We start from the raw sequence: 22,660 nt of genomic DNA on the forward strand, positions 1-22,660 counted from the left end.
TAAGCGGGTGCAAATATAATATCAATAATCTATTTTACAAGTTGATTTAATGATAAATTTTCGTTTTTTTGAATTCGCAATTATTTCTGAAGTATGAAAGTAGTTTTGGTGGGTTATATGGCAAGTGGAAAGTCATCTGTAGGTAAGCCACTTGCAGATGAAATGGGTCTGGAATTTATAGACCTGGATCATTATATTGAAGAACAACAGCAAATGACGATCACAGAGATTTTTAGGGAAAAAGGAGAGATTTTCTTTAGAAAGCTGGAACACGAAATGCTGCTCAAGGTGTTAACAGAAAATGAAGCTATTGTTTTATCCACTGGAGGGGGTACCCCTTGCTATGGCACCAATATGGATACCATTCTAAGACATGCTGACCATTCCATATACCTGCAATTACCTGTTTCTTCTTTGGTAGAGCGTATTGCCAAGGAAAAGGAGGAAAGACCCTTGGTTAGGGAGCTCACTGATGACGAACTAGCTGAATTTGTCGGAAAACACCTTTTTGAACGAAGGCGGTTCTACGCCCGATCCACTTATGTTTTGGATTGTCAGGACAAATCCATTGAAACCTTGGTAGAGGAAATAAAACAGGAATTACTCTAGGTACACGGTATCGTTTTTGCCTTGAAACTCTACCTTGATATGTTCATTCAAGGAGGTGGAGAGCGAAATACCCTTATAATCGGCCTTAACGGGATATTTTTTATGGTTCCTGTTGACCAAGACTGCGGTTTTAAGCTGCTTAATAGGTGTCTTTAGAAAATGATGTACCCCATAGATCAAGGTCGTTCCAGAATTTAACACATCGTCCACCACTACAATGGATTTATTTTGGTAAGCTTCTTCTGGAATGGAGGTACTTACACCACTTTTTAACGGATTCTTTTTGTCCATTTCAAGTTGACACAGCACAATTTCCGCATCCGTGATCTTTTTAAGAACGTTTGCAATTTTCTTGGCCAGATTAAGACCTCCGCCAACAATACCCGCTACAATGATTTCATTTTCGTTCACATTGGCCTCATAAATTTGGTAGGCTATTCGCTTGATCTTGTGCTGTATTTGTTCGTGGGAAAGGATTCGGTTCACCATGGAGTGCGTTTTGTACGTTCAAAGATAAAAAACAGATCATTCAGAATCGTCCAAATACCCATCAATGTCCCTGCGGTCTTTTTTGGTAGGCCTTCCTGTTCCTTTTTTTCTGTAGTGGTCCTTCGCAAATTTCAATAGTTCATCGTTGGCAAAGGCCTCTTTTGGGGTAGTGTCTTTCCTATAGATATCCACCAATTTGGCACCTACGCGGTTTTCTGGGATATCCAATACTGTAAACTGATAATCTATTTGGTTCTTGCGTACCCGTATTTCATCCATGGGGTACACTTCCCTGGATGCTTTTACAACGTCGCCATTGATTCTGACCTGCCCTTTTTTAACAGCATTTGCAGCAACGTTTCGGGTTTTATAGTATCTAGTACACCAGAGATATTTATCAATGCGCATAAACTCTGCAAATCTTTGTTAATGCCAGTAACAAAAATAGTGGAAAATTGTATCTTGCGCAGCTAAATAATGTACTTGATGAAGCACGGATTTTTAGTTTTTTTGTTTACTCTAGTTTTGTTTTCTTCCTGTAGCAATGATGATGGAGGGCCCGATGTTGAGATCGTCCCACCCCGTTTACTGGCAGAAGTATCAGCAGAGAATGATACGGAAATCCGGGAGTTTTTACAGACTCATTTTTATAATTACGAGGACTTTGCTTCCCCCTCGGCCAATTTTAACTTTAGGATAAAAATTGATACCATTGCGGGAGTCAATGCGGATAAAACCCCGATGATTGATTTTGTTAGGGAGGCTACCATAAATGTGTCTGATTTCGAATTTCTATTAGATCAGAATGAAGATGATATTCCCCATAAATTGTACTATCTCTCTGCAAGACATTCCTTTGACGAACTTGATCAGGAGCGTGTGGACTGCCCAGAGTGCTTCCCATCTGTAGCCGACTCGGTTTTTGTGAGATATGAAGGTAAACTGTTGGATGGAACTTCTTTTGATAGTGCCTTGAACAATGCAGTTTGGTTTGATTTGGCCCGACTTCAGGATTTGACCCAGGGTTTTAGAGGATTTGCTGAAGGTATCCCAAACTTTATTATTGGGGATAACATCAGTGATAATGGGGACGGAACAGTCACTGTTGAAGATTACGGGGTTGGCTTGATTATTTTCCCTTCAGGATTGGGCAATTTCAATCGGGTCAGTGGTGGTATACCACAGTATAGCCCGCTCATGTTTACTATTGATTTGTTTACGCTGAACCAAACCGATCATGATGGAGATGGGATTCCTTCCATTGATGAGGATGTTAATGGTAACGGATATCTTTATGACGACAATACAGATGCCGATAGCGAACCGGCTACGGTTTCTTTTGCCAATTTCCAGGATGCGGATGATGACGGTGATGGCACAACCACCAGAGCAGAAATAACAGATGAAGGCGGGAATATTATTTTTCCCTATCCAGATGATAATAATGATGGGATACCCAATTATTTGGACCCGGATGTAAACTAATAAAAAAGGCCTTGAATTTCGAGGCCTTTTTTTTATTACGTTATTTTATTTCCTATAGCTTAAGCGATGCAGAGAAAATGACCTGCGAAGGTCGTGAATCTACCCGTCCAGAAATGTCGGCTACGTTATCGCCGATCAATTGGGCCTCATTTTCAGAGAAGCCTCTTTCGTATCGGACGTCCAATCCAAGTTTTCCCAGATTTACCCCCAAACCGGCATTGAGACCAACGGTAAAATCATTTTCAACATCATCAATATCCAAGTCTCCAAAATCATTGCTCAAGGTATATTGAAAGGCTGGACCCGCAAAAACATGCAATGGTCCCACCAATTTATACCCCAATAAAACGGGAACATCTAATTTGGAAACATCATAGTCGTTGGAATTGCCTTCTACGCTATAGGTACTTTTGGTCCTGGTATATACCACTTCCGGTCTCAAATAGAGTTTTGGAAAATCCAGTTTGCCCCAGAACCCAAAATGGAATCCGGTTTTACCCTCGGCCCCTTCGGTTATGTCTTGGGCGGCATCACCAACGGTTCCCACAAGGTCACCGTTCTTGTTATAACTTAAACCTGCTTTAATACCAAAGCCAGAACCGCTTTGGCCAAATGCAGTGATACCCATCAAGGCAAACACTGCAATGAAAAGTGTTTTTTTCATAATGTGCTTCGTTTTTTAATTGGTTGAAAATGTATCAAAGATGATACCGAAAACTATTTTCGTTTCAACACTTTTAAAACGGCAGCCTCAATGGCTTTATTGTTTAAGCCATATTTATCCATTAATTGGTCTGGTGTTCCACTTTCGCCAAAAGTATCTTGGGTGGCAACAAACTCCTGAGGTGTAGGATGCTGTGTTGCCAGAACGCGGGAAACACTTTCACCAAGGCCTCCTAGATAATTGTGTTCTTCAGCAGTTACCACGCATCCGGTTTTCTTCACGGAAGCTAAAATAGCCGCATCGTCCAAAGGCTTAATGGTATGTATATTGATTACTTCGGCAGAAATACCCTGGTTCTCCAAATTTTCAGCAGCAATTAAAGCTTGCCAAACCAAGTGTCCCGTTGCAATAATGGTCACATCGGTACCTTCATTGAGCATAAGGGCTTTTCCTATTTCAAATTTTTGGTCTACTGGAGTAAAGTTGGCCACTTTGGGTCTTCCAAATCGAAGGTAAACAGGACCATGGTGTTCTGCAATGGCAAGGGTAGCGGCCTTGGTTTGGTTAAAATCGCAAGGGTTGATGACGGTCATGCCCGGAAGCATTTTCATCAAACCGATATCCTCCAGTATTTGGTGGGTGGCTCCATCCTCTCCCAAGGTAATACCGGCATGGGAAGCACAGATTTTTACGTTCTTATCCGAGTAGGCTATAGACTGGCGAATCTGGTCATAAACCCTACCTGTTGAAAAGTTGGCAAAAGTCCCAGTAAATGGGATTTTTCCACCAATGGTCAAACCAGCAGCTATTCCCATCATATTGGCCTCTGCAATACCTACTTGGAAAAATCGCTCCGGATTTTCATCAATAAACGTTTGGATTTTTAACGAGCCTACCAAATCTGCACAAAGTGCAACAACGTTTGGATTGGTCCTACCCAATTCTGTCATTCCAGCTCCAAATCCACTTCGGGTATCTTGCTTTCCTTGATCTGTATATTTAGTCATGTCTTTGTCTTAAGAATTAGTAATCACCTAAAGTTTCTGGATTTTGCGCCAAGGCTGTTTCCAATTGCTCGTCACTTGGAGCTTTTCCGTGCCATGCATGGGTGTGCATCATAAAATCCACCCCGTTACCCATTTCAGTGGTCATTACCACACAAACCGGCTTCCCTTTTCCAGTTCTGTTCTTGGCCTCCTTCAATCCGGCAATGACCTGATCCAAATCATTCCCATTTTCGATTTCCAAAACATCCCAACCAAAAACACGGAATTTTTCGGCCACATCTCCCAAGGGTAAAACATCTTCGGTGCCGCCATCTATCTGCTGTCCATTTCTATCCACGGTAGCAATCAGGTTGTCCACTTTATTACCCGCAGCATACATGATGGCTTCCCAATTCTGGCCTTCCTGAAGCTCTCCATCACCATGTAGGCTATAAACCAAATGGGAATCGCCATTCAATTTTTTGGCTTGGGCCGCTCCAATGGCTACTGACATCCCTTGTCCCAAAGAACCGGAAGCGATACGTACACCAGGAAGTCCCTCATGGGTGGTTGGGTGTCCCTGAAGTCGGGAATCTATCAGCCTAAAGGTGTTTAATTCATCTATTGGGAAATATCCTTTTCTTGCCAGAACACTATAAAATACCGGTGAGATATGACCATTGGAAAGAAAGAAAAGATCTTCACCAATTCCGTCCATATCAAAACCATCCTTTAGTTCCATCACTTCATTGTAGAGCGCAACAAAAAACTCTGTGCAGCCCAAAGAACCCCCTGGGTGTCCGGAGTTTACCTTATGGACCATACGCAGAATATCCCTCCGCACCTGGGTCACTAAATCCTGTAATTCTTGTGTGTTTGGCATTGTATTGATTTTAAGCCTTCAAAAGTAACGGCATTCACTTTGTTATACAAGCACTTGGGCATTATTTTACGAAACGGTTTGCGGAGCAAAACTTTATTTTTTTGTTAAGGCTTTCTGGTGCTGAGATAGCTATATTTGCGGTCTTAATTGTGACTTTTGGATTTTACCTTACTTAAGAAGGATGGACAAAGCAAGGCCCGTGCCGGAGAACTAAAGACGGATCACGGAACCATCCAAACCCCAATTTTCATGCCCGTGGGTACTGTGGCCTCCGTAAAAGGGGTGCACCAACGGGAGCTGGTCAATGACATTAATCCGGATATTATATTGGGAAACACCTATCACTTGTACCTCCGTCCCAAAACAGGGATTTTGGAACAAGCCGGTGGCCTTCACAAGTTTATGGGTTGGGACAGGAACATCTTAACAGATAGTGGGGGGTATCAGGTATACTCCTTGTCCAATAACAGAAAAATCAAGGAGGAAGGGGTTAAATTCAAATCCCATATTGATGGCTCCCTACATACGTTCACTCCGGAAAATGTGATGGAAATCCAGCGTACCATAGGAGCTGATATTATCATGGCTTTTGATGAGTGTACACCATATCCTTGTGACTATAATTATGCCAAACGATCCATGCATTTGACCCATAGATGGTTGGACCGATGTATTGCGCATTTGGATAGATTGCCCTATAAATATGGGTATTCCCAAAGCTTTTTTCCCATTGTTCAGGGTTCCACCTTTAAGGATTTAAGGAAACAGTCCGCAGAATATACTGCTTCTGTAGGAGCTGAAGGGAATGCCATTGGTGGACTTTCTGTAGGGGAACCGGCCGAGGAGATGTATGAAATGGCGGAGTTGGTCTGCGATATTCTACCAGAAGACAAACCCCGATATCTTATGGGAGTTGGGACTCCTATCAATATTTTGGAGAACATTGCCTTGGGAGTGGATATGTTTGATTGTGTAATGCCCACTAGAAATGCCAGGAATGGAATGCTTTTCACGGCCCATGGCACCATCAACATCAAAAACAAAAAATGGGAAGCCGACTTTTCTCCCATTGACGAAATGGGAATAACTTTTGTAGACACGGAGTATTCCAAGGCATACTTAAGGCATTTGTTCGCAGCCAATGAATATTTGGGCAAACAAATCGCCACCATTCACAACCTTGGATTTTATCTGTGGTTGGTGCGAACAGCCAGAGAACGTATTTTAGCAGGGGATTTTCAGGAATGGAAGACCAAAATGGTGCAACAAATGGATAAAAGATTGTAATGCTCACTATACTGGATAGGTACATATTAAAACGTTATCTGGTAACCTTCTTGGGGATGCTGTTATTGTTTATTCCAATAGGCATCATGGCCAACCTGGCTGAAAAAGTGGGCAAGATCATTGACAATGAGGCTCCTTTGAGCGAAGTCATCGTTTACTATGGGAATTTTACCCTGGTCATCGGGAATTTGTTGCTGCCCATATTCCTTTTTCTGTCCATCATATTTTTTACCTCCAAATTGGCCAGTAACACGGAGATTGTGGCCATTTTAAGCTCCGGGGTTTCATATTGGCGGTTTTTGCGTCCTTATTTTATTGGGGCTACCCTGGTGGCCGTTCTTATTTTTATGATGGGGATGTTCATTGTTCCCAATGCCAGTATCGGTTTTAACGAATTTGAGTACGAGTATTTTAAAAAAGGAAGAAAGGTTCAGGAAACCTCCAATATTTTCAATCAGCTCAATGAAACCGATTATATATATGTAAGTCGATTTGAACCTAGCCGAAAGGTGGGCTACAACTTCACCTTTGAACACTTTGATGCCAGCAAAAAATTGGATTATAAAATCTCTGCATCCAATATTAGATGGGTGGAGAAAGATAGTATTTATAGGTTGACCAATTATGTCAAACGCAAGTTGAGGGATGGGATTGAGGTAATGGAAACCCAACGAAGGCTGGACACACTTTTTACTTTTAAGATAGAAGACCTTACCCCGGTTTCCTATGTTGCGGAAACAAAGAATTTATTTGAGCTGAACGAGTTCATAAATGACCAAAAGAGCAAAGGGGCTTCCAACATTAACGCTTATGTTTTGGTGAAGTATAAACGTTGGGCCTTACCCATAGCGGCATTTATTCTTACCATTATTGCAGTGGCTGTTTCCTCGGTAAAAAGACGCGGAGGAATGGGACTTAATCTTGCTTTTGGTATTGGGGTGGCCTTTGTCTATATCTTTTTTGACAAGGTTTTTGGAACCCTTGCGGAACAATCTGGATTTTCGCCCCTATTGGCCGTATTGATTCCGAATCTGTTGTTTGGTGCCTTTGCAGTTTATATGCTGATGAAGGCCAAGAGGTGAGCCATTTCCTTCTCCATTTTTAAGAAGGAAATCGCAAAAAGTAGGGGTAGGGGTATCCCCAGAATGTTATATATTTGACCCCAATATTTTGTTGAAACCAACTTTTCATGGAGTATCTAGATTTTGAACTTCCCATTAAGGAACTTGAAGAACAACTTCAAAAATGTATGATCATTGGGGAAGAGAGCGATGTTGATGTGAGCGAGACTTGTCAGCAGATTGAAAAAAAGCTGGAAGAGACCCGAAAGGATATCTACAAAAACTTGACAGCTTGGCAGCGGGTGCAACTTTCAAGACACCCCAACAGGCCCTATACTATGGATTACATCAACGCCATATGTGGGGACACCTTCTTGGAATTGCACGGGGATAGGACTGTGAAAGATGACAAGGCCATGATCGGCGGATTGGGGAAGATAGGAGATCAGAGCTATATGTTCATTGGTCAGCAAAAGGGTTACAATACCAAGACCAGACAATACCGAAATTTTGGGATGGCCAATCCAGAGGGCTATAGAAAGGCATTGCGTCTGATGAAGTCAGCAGAGAAATTTGGCATTCCGGTGGTCTGTTTTATAGATACCCCTGGAGCCTATCCAGGAATTGAGGCCGAAGAAAGGGGACAGGGCGAGGCCATTGCCAGAAACATTTTGGAAATGACCCGTTTGAAGGTTCCAATTATTGTGGTGATTATAGGTGAAGGAGCTTCAGGTGGAGCACTGGGCATAGGTGTAGGTGACAAAGTACTGATGTTGGAAAATACCTGGTATTCTGTTATTTCTCCGGAATCATGTTCATCCATTCTATGGCGCAGCTGGGAATTCAAAGAGCAGGCTGCCGAGGCACTTAAGCTTACGGCTACCGATATGAAAAAACAGAAGCTGGTGGACGAAATTGTCAAAGAACCGCTCGGTGGCGCACATGCCAATCGGGATAAGACTTTTGAAACGGTAAAAAACAAAATTTCGGCACAATTTGAGGAGCTTAAAAAGTTATCACCAAAAGAATTGGTAAAATCACGGATGGAAAAATATGCATCCATGGGTGTTTTTAACGGCTAGCCTAGCGTTTCTGGCGACTCCTTAATTTTTTCAGATTTTTTCTTCAAACATTTTACGGTTATTAACATTTATTCCAAGTTATCAACATTAACTTTGTTAATGACCTGTGGACATCCCAGTGGGAAAATTTAAAGTTAACTAAAGGTTAAATAACTACTTTCGTAGCTATGGACAAGCCCAGCCCAATTATCGGCCATAAAATCGAAAAGTCGACCATAATCAACTTAGAACGCGGAAAAATTCCGCCACAAGCTGTTGATTTAGAGGAAGTTGTGCTTGGAGCCATGATGATTGACAAAAAGGGCGTGGATGAGGTAATAGATATATTACATCCAGAAGTCTTCTATAAGGACGCCCACAGATTCATATACGAAGCCATCTTCAAATTGTTCGAATCGTCCGAGCCGGTGGATTTATTAACCGTTTCGTCCCAATTGAAGAAGGACGGGCACTTGGAAGCAGTGGGAGGGGACTTTTACCTCATAAAATTGACCCAAAAAGTAGCTTCTTCGGCCCATATTGAGTTTCACGCGCGAATCATACTTCAGAAGTACATTCAGAGAAGTTTGATAAAAATTTCCAACGAAATCATTGAGGACGCCTATAGCGATTCCACAGACGTTTTTGACCTTTTGGACAACGCTGAAGCCAAATTGTATGAGGTAACCCAAGGCAACTTGAAACGCTCCGCCGAGACGGCCCAAAATTTGGTGATTCAGGCTAAAAAGAAAATCGAGGAGATTTCCAATAAAGAAGGGCTGAGTGGTATTCCTTCCGGATTTGACAAACTGGACAAACTGACTTCGGGTTGGCAACCTTCGGACTTGGTTATTGTGGCCGCAAGACCTGGTATGGGTAAAACGGCACTAACGCTTTCCATGGCAAGAAATATTGCAGTCAACTCGGAAATTCCCGTGGCCTTTTTCTCTTTGGAAATGTCTTCCGTACAGTTAATTACCCGTTTGATTTCTTCGGAAACGGGCCTATCCTCTGAAAAACTTAGAACGGGCCGCTTGGAAAAGCACGAGTGGGAGCAGCTGAATGTTAAAGTAAAAGCTTTGGAGAAAGCTCCACTCTTTATTGATGATACCCCTTCGCTCTCCATTTTTGATTTACGGGCAAAAGCCAGACGATTGGCTTCGCAGCATAAAATAAGGTTGATCATTATAGATTACCTACAGTTGATGACCGCTGGAGGAAGTCAAAAAGGTGGAAATAGGGAACAAGAAATATCAACTATCTCAAGAAATTTAAAGGCGTTGGCCAAAGAATTGGACGTGCCTGTCATTGCCCTATCACAGCTTTCCCGGGCCGTGGAGACCCGTGGTGGTAGTAAAAGACCTATTCTGTCGGATTTGAGGGAATCCGGAGCCATTGAGCAGGATGCGGATATTGTTTCCTTTATCTATAGGCCCGAATACTATAAAATTGACGAATGGGATGATGAGGAACGTACCCCTACCCAGGGCCAGGCCGAATTTATTGTGGCCAAGCACAGAAACGGTGGATTGGATAATATTAGGTTAAAGTTCATTGGAGCCCTTGGTAAATTTGATAACTTGGATGACTTTGATTCCCCATTTGAATTCCAATCGAAGATGAATGCGGATGAAGAGAATCCCTTTGCAACACCCAATCTGCCCAGTACAGATGAGGCTTTTGGCAGTGCAATGAACAGTGATGATGATCCGGATAATGACGTACCTTTTTAAAATTCCAACTTTGTCATTTCGACCACGGCCGAAAGGGGTCTTTTTTCTTTTTTCTTTTTTCTTCTATCTCAACGCAGTTGCTTCCGTTATCCTTATTCCCATGGATGCCGAGAGCCAGGAGAATCATTTAAAAGCCTATGGCATAACCTATTGGGTGTTGACCAAACAGCAAAAAGTGCAATGGTTGCTCAACTATAGAGGGGGCTCATTCTTGTTGCCAGACGGAGAGGTTATTAGAAAGGAATGCCTGATTAGAGGCGTATCCTTTGAGGTTTTATCTGATGCGCAAGCTGAGTCCATATTGGATGGAATTAGTAGCCCGTCCCAAAACCAAGAAGCCGTTATTTTGGAGAAAGCACCCAAAATCGCAGTCTACTCGCCTAAAGGAAACCAACCTTGGGACGACGCGGTGACCATGGTTTTGACCTATGCCGAAATTCCTTATGTAACAGTTTACGATGAGGAAGTTTTGGATAATAAACTGGTTTTGTACGATTGGTTGCACCTGCATCATGAGGATTTTACGGGCCAGTTTGGAAAATTCTATGGAGCCTACCGAGCAGCACCCTGGTATATAGAGGGAAAAAAAGAAGCAGAGGCCTTGGCCTTAAAATTGGGATTCGGTAAAGTCTCAGAAGCAAAAAGGGCGGTTGCTCTCAAAATCAGAAACTATGTGATCGGTGGTGGATTTATGTTCGCCATGTGTTCTGCAACAGACAGTTTTGATATTGCATTGGCAGCCGAGAGTGTGGACATTTGTGAGCCTATGTTTGACGGAGATCCATCCGATGCCAATTATCAAGGGAAATTAAACTTCGGAAATACTTTTGCCTTTACCAATTTTGTCCTGGAACGCAACCCGCTTCGGTATGAGTTTTCATCTATAGATATGACCAACAAACGGCGTGACATCCCCAAAGAATCGGATTATTTTTCACTGATGGAGTTTTCCGCCAAATGGGACCCAGTGCCTACTATGTTGACCCAAAACCACACCACTTTGGTAAAAGGTTTTATGGGACAGACTACCTCTTTTACGCGGAATCAGGTGAAGCCCACAGTGATGGTTCTCGGTGAAAGCAAACTCAATGGCGAGGCTAGATACATTCATGGTATTAAAGGCAAAGGATTCTTTACCTTCTATGGCGGTCATGATCCGGAAGACTATCAGCATAGGGTAGGAGATCCCAAAACGGAGCTGGAACTACATCCTACCTCACCTGGATACAGACTGATTTTGAACAACGTTTTGTTTCCCGCTGCCCGGAAGAAAAAGCAGAAAACCTAAAGAGTTAATTGGGTTGTGGATGCAGCCTAACTATTTTGCCGAATATACTCGATATAGTGCGAAGCATAACTTGGAGAAATTCTCTTTCTTAACTCCAAAAGTGGTTCTATGCTGTCGTGTACTTTTTTAAAATTTTTTAATCCGAGGTCGGTTCCAAACTCGGCTCCAATGGTTTCTTTCTGAATCAGCTTACAAATATAATTGTATTCATTAATAAGAGATTCTATATGGTCGAGAGTAGGTAACCCATCCAACAGAGGGAATTTATCTTCCTTTTTTGTTATGGCATTTACATTTTCTCGAAGCTTATCCAGCGCATCGGTAAGACACTGAATTCTATTTAAGTATAGATTGTTGAGTTCTACTTTAAGTAGATCTAATTTTAATTTAACAGGTCCATCTTTACCCCGTTTCTTTAGCGATTGCTTATATATTTCTTGAAGTTTAAATGTATTCAGTTCCGAAAAGTGCTTAGCAAGTCTGGTTTTGTTGAGAACAAAAAATTCATATTTTTTGATATTGGCTAGGTTGTTCTTAGGTAGTTTGTTCATTTCTGATTTGTACAATTTCAAAAGTTCCAACCTGTTTTTTTTATTGATCTCAGTTTTGTCCAACAAATTGATGTTGTCGGGATGCAACAATTTCATTTCTTGAATCCCTGGTAAATCTGTAGATAACCTTTCATTCAAACTTTCTAATCTTGTTTGAATTTCCTCAGAATAAATGAATCGTTTAATGGATTGGAACCTATCAGATATTAAGGGTTTATAGATTTCAGATTCTAGCTTTTCTTGTTCAAAATCATTCTGCCTTCTAATCTCTCGAATGGAGTTTAACCCAAAAAAGGTAACTAGCAGGGTAATTGAAGTTATTAGAACCTGAGCCCAACTTGCGGATTGCAAAAAGTGCTCAGGTATCCCATATTCAACATCTCCCTCTAAATCTATGTCAGATAGGGCAAGGATTGATATCCCTATTAAAATGATCGTGATTGCCAATCCTATTAACAGGCCATATAGTATAAACCCTAAATGCAATTTTTTTTTACGCATAATTGTAATATCTCAGTATTTGAAGCCTGTCATTCTGCGGTATCTCTTTATAAAAAGAGATTGTTTTTTCTAGACCTTCGTATAGATGGGTTTCTTTAGCTACATGCAATATCTCAGAAATATTTGTGTCTTTTCTGAAAACTATCTCAGAAGTTTCACCTTTTCTCATAGAAATATGATTGATTTCTGAAGAAGAGCCAGTTAGATTAAGGATAGTCTTCGCTATTTCATTAATGGTCAAACTATGGCGTGAATGAATTTCATAAGTCTTGTTTTTTACTTTTGGAATATGAAGACCAAAATCTATGGCTATTTTGGCAAAATTCTTTACGTAAACAAGTTCTATATATTGAGTTCCATCACCATATATCTCAATAGGCTTATTTTCTAGGGCCTGAATTATGAATAATGGAATGGCTTTTCTAACTGGTTGGATCTTTTGGTATGGACCATAAATATTCCAGAATTTTAATATTCTGATGTCAAAATTTTCAAACTCATTATAGCTTAAACCTAGCTTTCCCACTGCTTGGGAGGTGACTGAATAAACGTTATGCCATTCATTTGGCTTGGTGGGAAATAAGATTTTCCTAATCCCTATCTCTCTACATGCAAGAATCACGTTTAATGCACCTTTAATATTTGTATCGATGGCTTCATGTGGGTTTTCAAATAATTCGGAGGTCCCTAAAAGACCTGAAAAATGAAATACAATGTCCATACCTTCCAAACCTTTTACCAGTCCATTATAGTTACGGACGTCACCATTTATTACCCGACAAGAACCGAGGTGTTTAGGAATTTCTGGTTCAATGTCATAAATGGTAACATTATGCCCTTGTCGTACCAGTTCCATTGAAATGTGAGAACCCAAAAAACCTAGTCCTCCAGTAACAAAGCAATTCATATAGCGTGGATTGGAAATAAATTTGAGAATAAAAGTGAAGTTTTAAATATACATTTAAAAATCAAAGAAATATACCATGTACGTAGAGGAAATACCTGGCAAGGGGTGCTAATATCTTACTAGAAAAGGAGTCATATCAACCGTGCTCAAAAGTCAAGTCTTGTAAAAGGACAGCGTGTCCAAAGTCGGATTGCTTTTTTAGTTGCGAGTTAAAGAGTGTATAAGCATACTGTGCTGCGGAAATTTGTCCAAGAGTTCCATTCTTTCTGGTAGCACAAAATCCTCAAACTCAAAACCTGGTGAAACCGTACAGCCCACAAATGAATAATCATTTGGATTTAGGGTTTTAGCCGCAAACCAATGATTCCCTGGAACCACAAATTGGGGAATTTGACCTTTCCCAAAATCATTTCCAATACAATGCTCGGAGAGTTCTCCTTCTTCGGATATCATATAAAGCATCAAAGGAGAACCGGAGTAAAAATGCCAAATTTCATCCTGTTTGATTTTATGGAAGGCAGAAAAGGTATCCGAAGTCAACAAAAAGTAAATGGAAGTGGCATAATTTCTAGAACCTTGATATTCCTCTGGTAATGACCCAGAGGCTACTTCCCCTTGACTCCTATAGGTTTCTTTAAAATAACCACCTTCGGGATGGGGGATTAGGTCAAATTTTTTAATCAACCGCTCCACCTGCTTCATACCAATTGCTCCAAAATTCGTTCTACCCCATAATCATCATTACTGGCGGTTTCGTATTTGGCCACCTTTTTTACGTTTGGATGTGCGTTGGCCATGGCAAAACTGTAATCAGACAATTCCAACATCTCTAGATCGTTGTTGTAATCCCCAAAAACCATCACCTCATGCGATGCAAGTCCGTGGTCTTTCATTAGTTTGTCCAGGGCATATCCCTTATGCGCATTGGAATGGTTTAAATCTACCCAATATAAACCAGAGACCTTTACCTTAAGCAAGTGCTCCAAATCCTTTAAAGCTGGATATATATGGGCTTCCGCATTTTGGTTATGGTAAACGGCTATCTTAATGATTTGATCCGTCACATCCCTTAAGTTTTTATGGATTTCATAGTTGGAGTAGTACTCCTTTAAGTCTCCAAGAAAAGAAGCGGATTTCTCATCAAAATAAGCGTTGTACTTCCCGCAAAGCATAGCATGTGCTCCTTCAATTTCCTCAATAATCCCCAAAAGCTCTTCCTTGAGGTCCTGTTGTATGGGGGTAACCAGAAGCTCATGCTCTTTCTCCTTGACCAAGGCTCCGTTTTCTGCAATAACCAGGATATCCTCTTTGATGGGATTTAGCTTGTCCACGATACTGTGATATTGTCTACCGCTGGCCGCAACAAACTGGATGTTTTTTTGTTGAAGCGCCACAAAAATTTCAAAAAATCGGGGACTCACCTGGTGCTTGGAATTTAGCAAGGTACCATCCATGTCCGTGACCACCATTTTAATTTGGGAAAAATCCATTGATATCAATTTAAGCTGCAAAGGTATAGGATGTGGACAGAATGAAGCAAAGTTTATATTATTTTCGCTACCATATGAAAGTTTATCAATCAGAAATAAAACTTAAGTCCTACCCTAGGGGATTTCACCTTATAACAGAGCGGGTGTTGGATGTCTTGCCGGAAATTGAGAATATAGAATCAGGGCAGCTGCAGGTCTTTATCAAACATACTTCGGCGAGTTTGACCATAAATGAGAATGCCGACCCTACCGTTCGTTTGGACTTTGAGAGCCATTTTAATCAAATGGTTCCAGAAAATGCACCCTATTATATACATACTTATGAAGGCCCAGACGATATGCCTGCCCATTTGAAAGCTTCCCTTTTGGGCGCTTCTGTTCAGATACCCATAACCAATGGAAAACTCAACTTAGGTATTTGGCAGGGAATTTACCTTTGTGAGCATCGAGATCGCGCCTCTGGAAGAAGGTTGGTCCTTACGGCTTTTGGAATTTGAATTCCTTACTGATTTTCTTTACCCATGCTTTGTACATTTTTTTGGAAGGATGTAGACTGTCCTGGGTCAGCAGATAGGGATTGACCCTTGCATTTCTGGAAATTTTTGTGATTTCAATAAATGGGGTTTCATGGGCATCCGCCTCTTTTTTAATATAGCTGTTGTAGGCCTCCAGTTCCTTTGCAATTCGAGAGGTATCTTTAAATCTTGCGTAAGGGGTAACACTGTAATCAGGAATGGACAACACAATCACTTTTTTCGGATTTCCTTGGGCCAGACTGATACTTTTCTCCAAAAGCATAGAGAACTCTTGCTTAAATTTTTCAAAAGATTGTCCCCTAAATTGATTGTTGACCCCTATGCATAGCGATACCAAATCGTAGTTGGGTTTTGGATTTTCGGATGCAATGGCCTCCAATAAGTCTGAAGTGGTCCAACCTACTTTGGCAATTACTTTTGGGTCTTTTAAGGGGATTTTCTTTTTCCTAAGCTGGGCACTTAACTGAAAAGGCCAGCTATTGATTCTTAATTCCGAAGTGCCTTCGGTATAGCTGTCCCCAAGTGCCAAAAATGCGATGCTATCGTTTTGTGCGGTACAACAAAAGGAATAACCTAGAGCAAGAAGGATTAAAATCCTATGAATGCGATTATGGATGTTCAACATTCATATAAAATACAAAAACCCACTCAAATGAGTGGGTTCTTGATAAGCGGGGTAAGTTTATATTAACTCTTATTTCACTCTTTCAACGATGGCTTTAAAGGCATCAGGATGGTTCATGGCCAAATCGGCAAGAACTTTTCTGTTCAATTCTATACCGTTGGATTTAACCTTCCCCATAAATTGAGAGTAAGACATTCCGTGCATTCTAGCTCCAGCGTTAATACGGGTAATCCAAAGTGCGCGGAAATTACGTTTTTTGTTTCTTCTATCGCGGTAAGCATATAGCATTGCTTTTTCTACCGCATTTTTGGCTACTGTCCAAACGTTTTTACGTCTTCCAAAGTAACCTTTGGCTTGCTTCATCACTTTTTTTCTTCTAGCTCTGGAAGCAACTGAATTTACTGATCTTGGCATAATGTTTCATTTTTTTGTAGCAGGCGGTCAATTTTTGACACTTTAAAGGCCCAACTCCATGGTTAATAATTAATGTACCGGATCGAACAATTATTTTAAACGCAATTGTTCTTTAATACTGTTGACATCGGACTCGTGTACCAAAGTAGAGTGTGTCAACTTAAGCTTACGCTTTTTCGATTTCTTAGTCAAAATATGACTCTTAAAAGCGTGCTTTCTTTTGATTTTACCAGTTCCGGTAAGCTTAAATCGCTTTTTGGCACTGGATTTTGTTTTCATTTTAGGCATTTTCTCCTCTTTATAAAATTATACCGAATAAGCTTCGGTATCCCGCTTCCTATTTTTTGGTCTTGGGCGCAATGAACATAGTCATTCGCTTCCCCTCTAACTTTGGCATCTGTTCCACCTTCCCAAGCTCCTCCAGCTCTTGTGCCAATCGTAACAGTAAAATCTCGCCTTGATCCTTGTAAACAATGGACCGTCCTTTAAAAAAGACATAGGCTTTCAATTTGGCACCATCTTTCAAGAACTTTTCTGCATGCCGCTTTTTGAAGGCATAGTCATGATCGTCCGTTTGGGGTCCAAACCTAATTTCCTTCACAACAACTTTGGTGGCTTTGGCCTTCATGGCCTTCTCCCGTTTCTTCTGTTCGTAAAGGAACTTCTTGTAATCTATAATTTTACAAACTGGAGGGTTTGCTTTGGGAGAAATCTCCACCAAATCCAGCTCCAATTCATTGGCCTTGGCCATTGCTTTGGAAATAGGATATACTCCTACTTCTACATTATCCCCAACAAGTCTAACCTCAGGGGCCGTGATTTTGTCATTGATATTATGAGGGTTTTTATTTTCCCTCCTGGGTTGGGGTCTAAATCTTCTTCGTATTGCTATGACGTATACTTTTTAATTAAACTAAAATTTCTAGAACGACTTTAAGGTACTATTTATTTCAGTAGCTACCAAGTCGGAAAATTCATTGATGCTGATACTTCCAAAATCTTCTCCCCCGTGTCTTCTAACCGATATGGTTTCGGACCCTTCTTCTTGCTCACCCACGATAAGCATATATGGGATTTTCTTCAGCTCGGCTTCACGGATTTTCTTCCCTACCGTCTCGTTCCTATTATCAATGAGCGCGCGAATTTCGTGATTTTCCAACGAATTCAAAACTTTTTCCGCATATTTTTCGTGTTTCTCACTGACGGGCAATACAATAGCCTGGTCAGGAATGAGCCACAATGGGAAGTTTCCACCAGTATGTTCCAAGAGCAAGGCAACAAAGCGTTCCATGCTTCCAAAGGGAGCTCTATGGATCATTATGGGCCTATGCAACTCATTGTCACTTCCTTTATAAGTAAGCTCAAATCGCTCTGGAAGATTGTAATCCACTTGTATGGTTCCCAATTGCCACTGTCTTCCAAGGGCATCTTTTACCATAAAATCCAATTTTGGTCCGTAAAAGGCTGCTTCCCCAGCCTCAATAACAAAATTCAATCCCTTTTCTTCGGCAGCATTGATGATGGCTTGCTCAGCTTTTTCCCAATTTTCTGGCTCCCCAATATACTTTTCTGGCTTATCCAAATCCCTAACCGAAACTTGGGCTGTGAAATTTTCAAACCCAAGGGAATTCAGCACATATAGAGATAAGTCAATCACATTTTTGAACTCATCATTCAATTGGTCGGGTGTACAGAAAATATGGGCGTCATCTTGGGTAAATCCACGTACCCGTGTTAGCCCATGAAGTTCTCCGCTTTGTTCATATCTATATACAGTTCCAAACTCAGCATATCTTTTTGGTAGATCCTTATAGCTAAAAGGGCTGCTATTATAGATTTCACAATGATGCGGACAGTTCATAGGTTTCAACAAGAACTCCTCATCCTCCTTGGGTGTATGGATAGGTTGAAAACTGTCTTCTCCATATTTGGCATAATGCCCAGAGGTTACATAGAGCTCTTTTTGCCCGATATGTGGGGTCACCACCATTTCGTACCCAGCTTTCTTTTGGGCTTTCTTTAGAAATTGTTCTAGACGTTCGCGCAAAGCAGCGCCCTTGGGTAGCCACAATGGAAGTCCCTGTCCAACTTTTTGGGAGAAGGTGAACAGTTCCAATTCTTTACCAAGCTTTCTATGATCTCTTTTTTTGGCCTCCTCCAATAATTCCAGATACTCGGTGAGTTCTTTTTGCTTTGGAAATGAAATCCCGTAAACCCGTGTCAATTGTTTATTGTTCTCATCACCTCTCCAATAAGCTCCGGCAACACTCAATATCTTTATGGCTTTGATGATACCTGTGTTGGGGATATGTCCCCCGCGACATAGGTCTGTAAATGTACTATGGTCACAGAAAGATATGGTTCCATCCTCCAAGTTTTCAATGAGCTCAAGTTTATACTCATTGTTTTGTCCTTTATAATAGGCAAGAGCATCAGCTTTGGAAACACTGCGCATTTTATAGTCGTGTTTTCCTCTGGCAATTTCCAAGGCCTTCTTTTCTATAGTGGGAAAATCTTTTTCGGAAATGGTATGTTCCCCAAAATCCACATCGTAATAGAATCCATTTTCAATGGCAGGACCAATGGTGAGCTTTATACCAGGGTAAAGTTCTTCCAAGGCCTGGGCCAATACGTGCGATGAGGAATGCCAAAAGGCTTTTTTCCCCTCGTCATTGTTCCATGTATATAAGGTAAGAGTACCATCCTGGGTAAGTGGGGTTACGGTTTCCACTACCGTATCATTGAATTTTGCAGAAATAACGTTCCGGGCAAGACCCTCGCTTATACTTTTAGCAACCTCCATTGGAGTAGTTCCTTGAGGAACTTTTTTTACTGCGCCATCGGGCAATGTAATCTCTATCATTTGTTATCCTTGTTTTGGATGGTGCGCAAAGATACTATCTTGATATGATGCTTACAATAGCGTATACAAAGGAATGGTAGAAAGCTTGCTTTCAGTTCTTTACCAAGGGCGATTTTCGAACGGGTCATGAAATTGCAGGGTATAGATTGATTTTTAAATTGTAAATATCTAAATATCAACACCTTGCATTTTTTTTGATTTTTTTTTGAAAATTGTTTGGTGGGATAAAATAAACCTCTCTATATTTGCACCCGCTTAGCTGATAAGGCGGGGCGTTTTTTAAAGAAGAGACGGGGTCCTTTGGGCCTGTTTTTTTCTTCTTTTTTTGAAGTTCATTTGACATATTGTATAGACAGCGTAAAAGAGAATAACGAGGAACCATTTTGATGTCAGTTACTTGGGTTGTTTGGGAGTTGAAATTATTCAACTTTTTACAATGAAGAGTTTGATCCTGGCTCAGGATGAACGCTAGCGGCAGGCCTAACACATGCAAGTCGAGGGGCAGCGGGGATTGCTTGCAATCCGCCGGCGACCGGCGCACGGGTGCGGAACGCGTATGGAACCTGCCCCTGTCAGGGGAATAGCCCAGAGAAATTTGGATTAATGCCCCATGGTATCCCACCACCGCATGGTGGAGGGATTAAAGATTTATCGGACAGGGATGGCCATGCGTACCATTAGCTTGTTGGTAAGGTAACGGCTTACCAAGGCAACGATGGTTAGGGGCCCTGAGAGGGGGATCCCCCACACTGGTACTGAGACACGGACCAGACTCCTACGGGAGGCAGCAGTGAGGAATATTGGACAATGGTCGGGAGACTGATCCAGCCATGCCGCGTGCAGGATGACTGCCCTATGGGTTGTAAACTGCTTTTATACGGGAAGAAACCTGTCCACGTGTGGACAGCTGACGGTACCGTAAGAATAAGGACCGGCTAACTCCGTGCCAGCAGCCGCGGTAATACGGAGGGTCCGAGCGTTATCCGGAATCATTGGGTTTAAAGGGTCCGTAGGCGGGCCGTTAAGTCAGGGGTGAAAGTCTGCGGCTCAACCGTAGAACTGCCTTTGATACTGGCGGTCTTGAGTCGTTGTGGGGTTGCCGGAACATGTGGTGTAGCGGTGAAATGCATAGATATCACATAGAACACCGATCGCGAAGGCAGGTAACCAACAACGTACTGACGCTGATGGACGAAAGCGTGGGTAGCGAACGGGATTAGATACCCCGGTAGTCCACGCCGTAAACGATGGATACTAGCTGTCGGGTCTTCGGACTCGGCGGCCAAGCGAAAGTGATAAGTATCCCACCTGGGGAGTACGTTCGCAAGAATGAAACTCAAAGGAATTGACGGGGGCCCGCACAAGCGGTGGAGCATGTGGTTTAATTCGATGATACGCGAGGAACCTTACCAGGGCTTAAATGTAACGGGACAGGCTTAGAGATAGGCTTTTCTTCGGACTCGTTACAAGGTGCTGCATGGTTGTCGTCAGCTCGTGCCGTGAGGTGTCAGGTTAAGTCCTATAACGAGCGCAACCCCTACCGTTAGTTGCCAGCGATTCAAGTCGGGGACTCTAACGGGACTGCCGGTGCAAACCGTGAGGAAGGTGGGGACGACGTCAAATCATCACGGCCCTTACGTCCTGGGCCACACACGTGCTACAATGGCCGGTACAGAGGGAAGCCACCCCGCAAGGGGGCGCGGATCTACAAAGCCGGTCACAGTTCGGATCGGGGTCTGCAACTCGACCCCGTGAAGCTGGAATCGCTAGTAATCGGATATCAGCCATGATCCGGTGAATACGTTCCCGGGCCTTGTACACACCGCCCGTCAAGCCATGGAAGCCGGGAGTGCCTGAAGTCCGTCACCGCGAGGAGCGGCCTAGGGCAAAATCGGTAACTAGGGCTAAGTCGTAACAAGGTAGCCGTACCGGAAGGTGCGGCTGGAACACCTCCTTTCTAGAGACTTGCCCACCGGAGCGATCCGGTAGAGGGGCAGGAAGACGACCGGACGTCCAAGTCCGCCATCGGGTGGTTTCTTGTTTCTTTTATGCTGTCTTGCAATATGCAAACATACTGGCGATTTTAGGCCAAACAGTCTCATAGCTCAGCTGGTTAGAGCGCTACACTGATAATGTAGAGGTCGGCAGTTCGAGTCTGCCTGAGACTACAAAGTTGTCGAAGAAGGACGAGAAGTCTGCCCTGAGCGCAGTCGAAGGGAGTCTGCCTGAGACTACTGTGGTCACCGGAGCCTTGTGCGAAGGGGGCCGAAGTTCATTTGAAACAGGAAATTTTAGAGGTTGAGTTATCACGTTATGGTGAGCCGTTTAGGACTGTTGACTAATAACTGTTGACTGTTCGCTGAAAATGGGGAATTAGCTCAGCTGGCTAGAGCGCCTGCCTTGCACGCAGGAGGTCACCGGTTCGACTCCGGTATTCTCCACCAAAGAGAGACTTGGCCGTTTTTTGGGGCCAGGGCGTCCCGACCGCAGCGTCGGGAAGGTCACCGGTTCGACTCCGGTATTCTCCACGGATGCCAGATCAAGTTTGGCATAAACGTTCATTGACATATTGGGACGGAGCGCGATGGGATTTTGTCCCGTTGCTGCGAAGTCGAAGAAGAAACACGAAGTAGAATAGAATATATAAGGATTACGAGGGCATTTCCCGGCTTTATGCCGGGAGGTGCGACAAGCAAGAGAAGGGCGTATGGGGGATGCCTAGGCTCCCAGAGGCGACGAAGGACGTGATAAGCTGCGAAAAGCCGCGGGGATCTGCACACGAGATTTGATCCGCGGATGTCCGAATGGGGCAACCCGGCTGGTTGAAGGCCAGTCATCCCGATTTATCGGGAAGCTAACCCGCTGAACTGAAACATCTAAGTAGGCGGAGGAAGAGAAAACAAGAGTGATTCCGTTAGTAGTGGCGAGCGAAAGCGGAGCAGCCCAAACCAATGTTGTTTCGGCAATGTTGGGGTTGTAGGACCACGATGTTCTTTGTGCGATCAACCGGAAGCAGTTGGAAAGCTGCACGAGAGGGGTGACAGTCCCGTACGGGCAAGTCGCATTAAAGATAGTGGTATCCTGAGTAGCGCGGGGCACGTGAAACCCTGTGTGAATCCGGCGGGACCATCCGCCAAGGCTAAATACTCCTGGGAGACCGATAGTGAACCAGTACCGTGAGGGAAAGGTGAAAAGAACCGTGAATAACGGAGTGAAAGAGACCCTGA

The 22,660-nt window shown here is 42.7% G+C and carries 22 protein-coding genes, 2 tRNA genes, 2 rRNA genes and 1 pseudogene (1 of these 27 only partly in view); 13 read left to right on the forward strand and 14 right to left on the reverse strand.

Going from position 1 to position 22,660, the window contains the following annotated elements; all coding sequences use genetic code 11:
• Window positions 1-93 precede the first annotated feature (93 nt).
• Window positions 94-609 (forward strand): shikimate kinase, encoded by a 516-nt coding sequence (locus ACO6S0_RS03545; protein WP_422350646.1) that lies wholly within the window; start codon window positions 94-96, stop codon window positions 607-609.
• Here the strand turns inward: ACO6S0_RS03545 and ACO6S0_RS03550 are convergent.
• Window positions 601-1,098, reverse strand: a complete 498-nt coding sequence (locus tag ACO6S0_RS03550; RefSeq protein ID WP_422350647.1) for a phosphoribosyltransferase family protein — start codon at window positions 1,096-1,098, stop codon at window positions 601-603. The genes ACO6S0_RS03545 and ACO6S0_RS03550 overlap by 9 nt on opposite strands.
• 36 nt (window positions 1,099-1,134) lie before the next feature.
• Window positions 1,135-1,506 (reverse strand): RNA-binding S4 domain-containing protein, encoded by a 372-nt coding sequence (locus ACO6S0_RS03555; protein ID WP_422350648.1) that lies wholly within the window; start codon window positions 1,504-1,506, stop codon window positions 1,135-1,137.
• Window positions 1,507-1,584: 78 nt separating this feature from the next.
• Here ACO6S0_RS03555 and ACO6S0_RS03560 point away from each other — a divergent pair, with 78 nt between their 5' ends.
• Complete coding sequence (locus ACO6S0_RS03560; protein WP_422350649.1) at window positions 1,585-2,583, forward strand: FKBP-type peptidyl-prolyl cis-trans isomerase; 999 nt, start codon at window positions 1,585-1,587, stop codon at window positions 2,581-2,583.
• A gap of 52 nt (window positions 2,584-2,635) precedes the next feature.
• On the opposite strand, the gene ACO6S0_RS03565 is transcribed toward ACO6S0_RS03560, so the two are convergent.
• Genes ACO6S0_RS03565 through ACO6S0_RS03575 form a run of 3 tightly spaced genes read right to left on the reverse strand, consistent with a single transcriptional unit; the run spans window position 2,636 to window position 5,116 of the window.
• Window positions 2,636-3,247, reverse strand: coding sequence for an outer membrane beta-barrel protein (locus tag ACO6S0_RS03565; RefSeq protein WP_422350650.1), 612 nt, complete (start codon window positions 3,245-3,247; stop codon window positions 2,636-2,638).
• 53 nt (window positions 3,248-3,300) lie between these two features.
• Window positions 3,301-4,254, reverse strand: coding sequence for a transketolase family protein (locus tag ACO6S0_RS03570; protein ID WP_422350651.1), 954 nt, complete (start codon window positions 4,252-4,254; stop codon window positions 3,301-3,303).
• Between the two features lie 16 nt (window positions 4,255-4,270).
• Complete coding sequence (locus ACO6S0_RS03575) at window positions 4,271-5,116, reverse strand: transketolase (protein ID WP_422350652.1); 846 nt, start codon at window positions 5,114-5,116, stop codon at window positions 4,271-4,273.
• Between the two features lie 156 nt (window positions 5,117-5,272).
• On the opposite strand from ACO6S0_RS03575, the gene tgt reads away from it, so the two are divergent.
• The 5 genes from tgt to ACO6S0_RS03600 all read left to right on the forward strand — a co-directional run bounded on the left by tgt (window position 5,273) and on the right by ACO6S0_RS03600 (window position 11,546).
• A complete protein-coding gene (gene tgt, locus ACO6S0_RS03580) occupies window positions 5,273-6,403 on the forward strand; it encodes a tRNA guanosine(34) transglycosylase Tgt (RefSeq protein ID WP_422350653.1) in 1,131 nt (376 codons plus the stop codon).
• On the forward strand, window positions 6,403-7,485 hold the full coding sequence (locus ACO6S0_RS03585) for an LptF/LptG family permease (RefSeq protein ID WP_422350654.1): 1,083 nt from the start codon (window positions 6,403-6,405) through the stop codon (window positions 7,483-7,485). The genes tgt and ACO6S0_RS03585 overlap by 1 nt, the downstream gene beginning before the upstream one ends.
• Before the next feature lie 107 nt (window positions 7,486-7,592).
• Window positions 7,593-8,546: an acetyl-CoA carboxylase carboxyltransferase subunit alpha gene (locus ACO6S0_RS03590; RefSeq protein ID WP_422350655.1), complete on the forward strand. Its 954-nt coding sequence runs from the start codon at window positions 7,593-7,595 to the stop codon at window positions 8,544-8,546.
• A 167-nt stretch (window positions 8,547-8,713) separates the two neighbouring features.
• Window positions 8,714-10,258 carry a replicative DNA helicase gene (gene dnaB, locus ACO6S0_RS03595; protein ID WP_420399096.1) on the forward strand — a complete coding sequence of 515 codons (1,545 nt, stop codon included), beginning with the start codon at window positions 8,714-8,716 and terminating at the stop codon, window positions 10,256-10,258.
• Window positions 10,242-11,546 carry an asparagine synthetase B gene (locus ACO6S0_RS03600; protein WP_422350656.1) on the forward strand — a complete coding sequence of 435 codons (1,305 nt, stop codon included), beginning with the start codon at window positions 10,242-10,244 and terminating at the stop codon, window positions 11,544-11,546. Before dnaB ends, ACO6S0_RS03600 begins: the two co-directional genes overlap by 17 nt.
• Window positions 11,547-11,572: 26 nt before the next feature.
• On the opposite strand, the gene ACO6S0_RS03605 is transcribed toward ACO6S0_RS03600, so the two are convergent.
• The 4 genes from ACO6S0_RS03605 to ACO6S0_RS03620 form a co-directional block, all read right to left on the reverse strand.
• A complete protein-coding gene (locus ACO6S0_RS03605; RefSeq protein ID WP_422350657.1) occupies window positions 11,573-12,598 on the reverse strand; it encodes a hypothetical protein in 1,026 nt (341 codons plus the stop codon).
• Complete coding sequence (locus ACO6S0_RS03610; protein ID WP_422350658.1) at window positions 12,591-13,505, reverse strand: NAD-dependent epimerase/dehydratase family protein; 915 nt, start codon at window positions 13,503-13,505, stop codon at window positions 12,591-12,593. The genes ACO6S0_RS03605 and ACO6S0_RS03610 overlap by 8 nt, the downstream gene beginning before the upstream one ends.
• A gap of 198 nt (window positions 13,506-13,703) precedes the next feature.
• On the reverse strand, window positions 13,704-14,207 hold the full coding sequence (locus ACO6S0_RS03615) for a cupin domain-containing protein (RefSeq protein ID WP_422350659.1): 504 nt from the start codon (window positions 14,205-14,207) through the stop codon (window positions 13,704-13,706).
• Complete coding sequence (locus tag ACO6S0_RS03620) at window positions 14,204-14,995, reverse strand: HAD family hydrolase (protein ID WP_422350660.1); 792 nt, start codon at window positions 14,993-14,995, stop codon at window positions 14,204-14,206. Before ACO6S0_RS03620 ends, ACO6S0_RS03615 begins: the two co-directional genes overlap by 4 nt.
• Window positions 14,996-15,069: 74 nt before the next feature.
• On the opposite strand from ACO6S0_RS03620, the gene ACO6S0_RS03625 reads away from it, so the two are divergent.
• Window positions 15,070-15,492, forward strand: a complete 423-nt coding sequence (locus ACO6S0_RS03625) for a secondary thiamine-phosphate synthase enzyme YjbQ (RefSeq protein ID WP_422350661.1) — start codon at window positions 15,070-15,072, stop codon at window positions 15,490-15,492.
• Here the strand turns inward: ACO6S0_RS03625 and ACO6S0_RS03630 are convergent.
• From ACO6S0_RS03630 to thrS, 5 genes are all read right to left on the reverse strand, one after another.
• The gene (locus ACO6S0_RS03630; protein WP_422350662.1) at window positions 15,473-16,156 is read right to left on the reverse strand and encodes an SGNH/GDSL hydrolase family protein; all 684 of its coding nucleotides are present in this window, start codon (window positions 16,154-16,156) and stop codon (window positions 15,473-15,475) included. The two genes, ACO6S0_RS03625 and ACO6S0_RS03630, sit on opposite strands and share 20 nt — an antisense overlap.
• A 69-nt stretch (window positions 16,157-16,225) precedes the next feature.
• Window positions 16,226-16,570, reverse strand: coding sequence for a 50S ribosomal protein L20 (rplT, locus tag ACO6S0_RS03635; protein WP_073181708.1), 345 nt, complete (start codon window positions 16,568-16,570; stop codon window positions 16,226-16,228).
• Between the two features lie 90 nt (window positions 16,571-16,660).
• Window positions 16,661-16,858, reverse strand: coding sequence for a 50S ribosomal protein L35 (gene rpmI, locus ACO6S0_RS03640; protein ID WP_046744547.1), 198 nt, complete (start codon window positions 16,856-16,858; stop codon window positions 16,661-16,663).
• A gap of 49 nt (window positions 16,859-16,907) precedes the next feature.
• Window positions 16,908-17,456: a translation initiation factor IF-3 gene (infC, locus tag ACO6S0_RS03645; RefSeq protein ID WP_422351790.1), complete on the reverse strand. Its 549-nt coding sequence runs from the start codon at window positions 17,454-17,456 to the stop codon at window positions 16,908-16,910.
• 36 nt (window positions 17,457-17,492) lie between these two features.
• Window positions 17,493-19,433, reverse strand: a complete 1,941-nt coding sequence (thrS, locus tag ACO6S0_RS03650) for a threonine--tRNA ligase (protein WP_422350663.1) — start codon at window positions 19,431-19,433, stop codon at window positions 17,493-17,495.
• A gap of 433 nt (window positions 19,434-19,866) precedes the next feature.
• On the opposite strand from thrS, the gene ACO6S0_RS03655 reads away from it, so the two are divergent.
• From ACO6S0_RS03655 to ACO6S0_RS03675, 5 genes and pseudogenes are all read left to right on the forward strand, one after another.
• Window positions 19,867-21,390: ribosomal RNA gene (locus ACO6S0_RS03655) — 16S ribosomal RNA — on the forward strand.
• A gap of 137 nt (window positions 21,391-21,527) precedes the next feature.
• Window positions 21,528-21,601: transfer RNA gene (locus ACO6S0_RS03660), tRNA-Ile, on the forward strand.
• A gap of 199 nt (window positions 21,602-21,800) precedes the next feature.
• Window positions 21,801-21,877, forward strand: a tRNA-Ala gene (locus tag ACO6S0_RS03665).
• A gap of 4 nt (window positions 21,878-21,881) precedes the next feature.
• Window positions 21,882-21,961: pseudogene (locus ACO6S0_RS03670) on the forward strand.
• Window positions 21,962-22,118: 157 nt separating this feature from the next.
• A 23S ribosomal RNA gene (locus ACO6S0_RS03675) occupies window positions 22,119-22,660 on the forward strand; it runs 2,303 nt beyond the window's last position.
• Together the 16S and 23S rRNA genes with 2 tRNA genes alongside form the textbook arrangement of a ribosomal RNA operon.

The sequence above is a fragment of the Flagellimonas sp. genome, assembly GCF_965233845.1.
In the GTDB taxonomy this organism is placed as follows: domain Bacteria; phylum Bacteroidota; class Bacteroidia; order Flavobacteriales; family Flavobacteriaceae; genus Flagellimonas.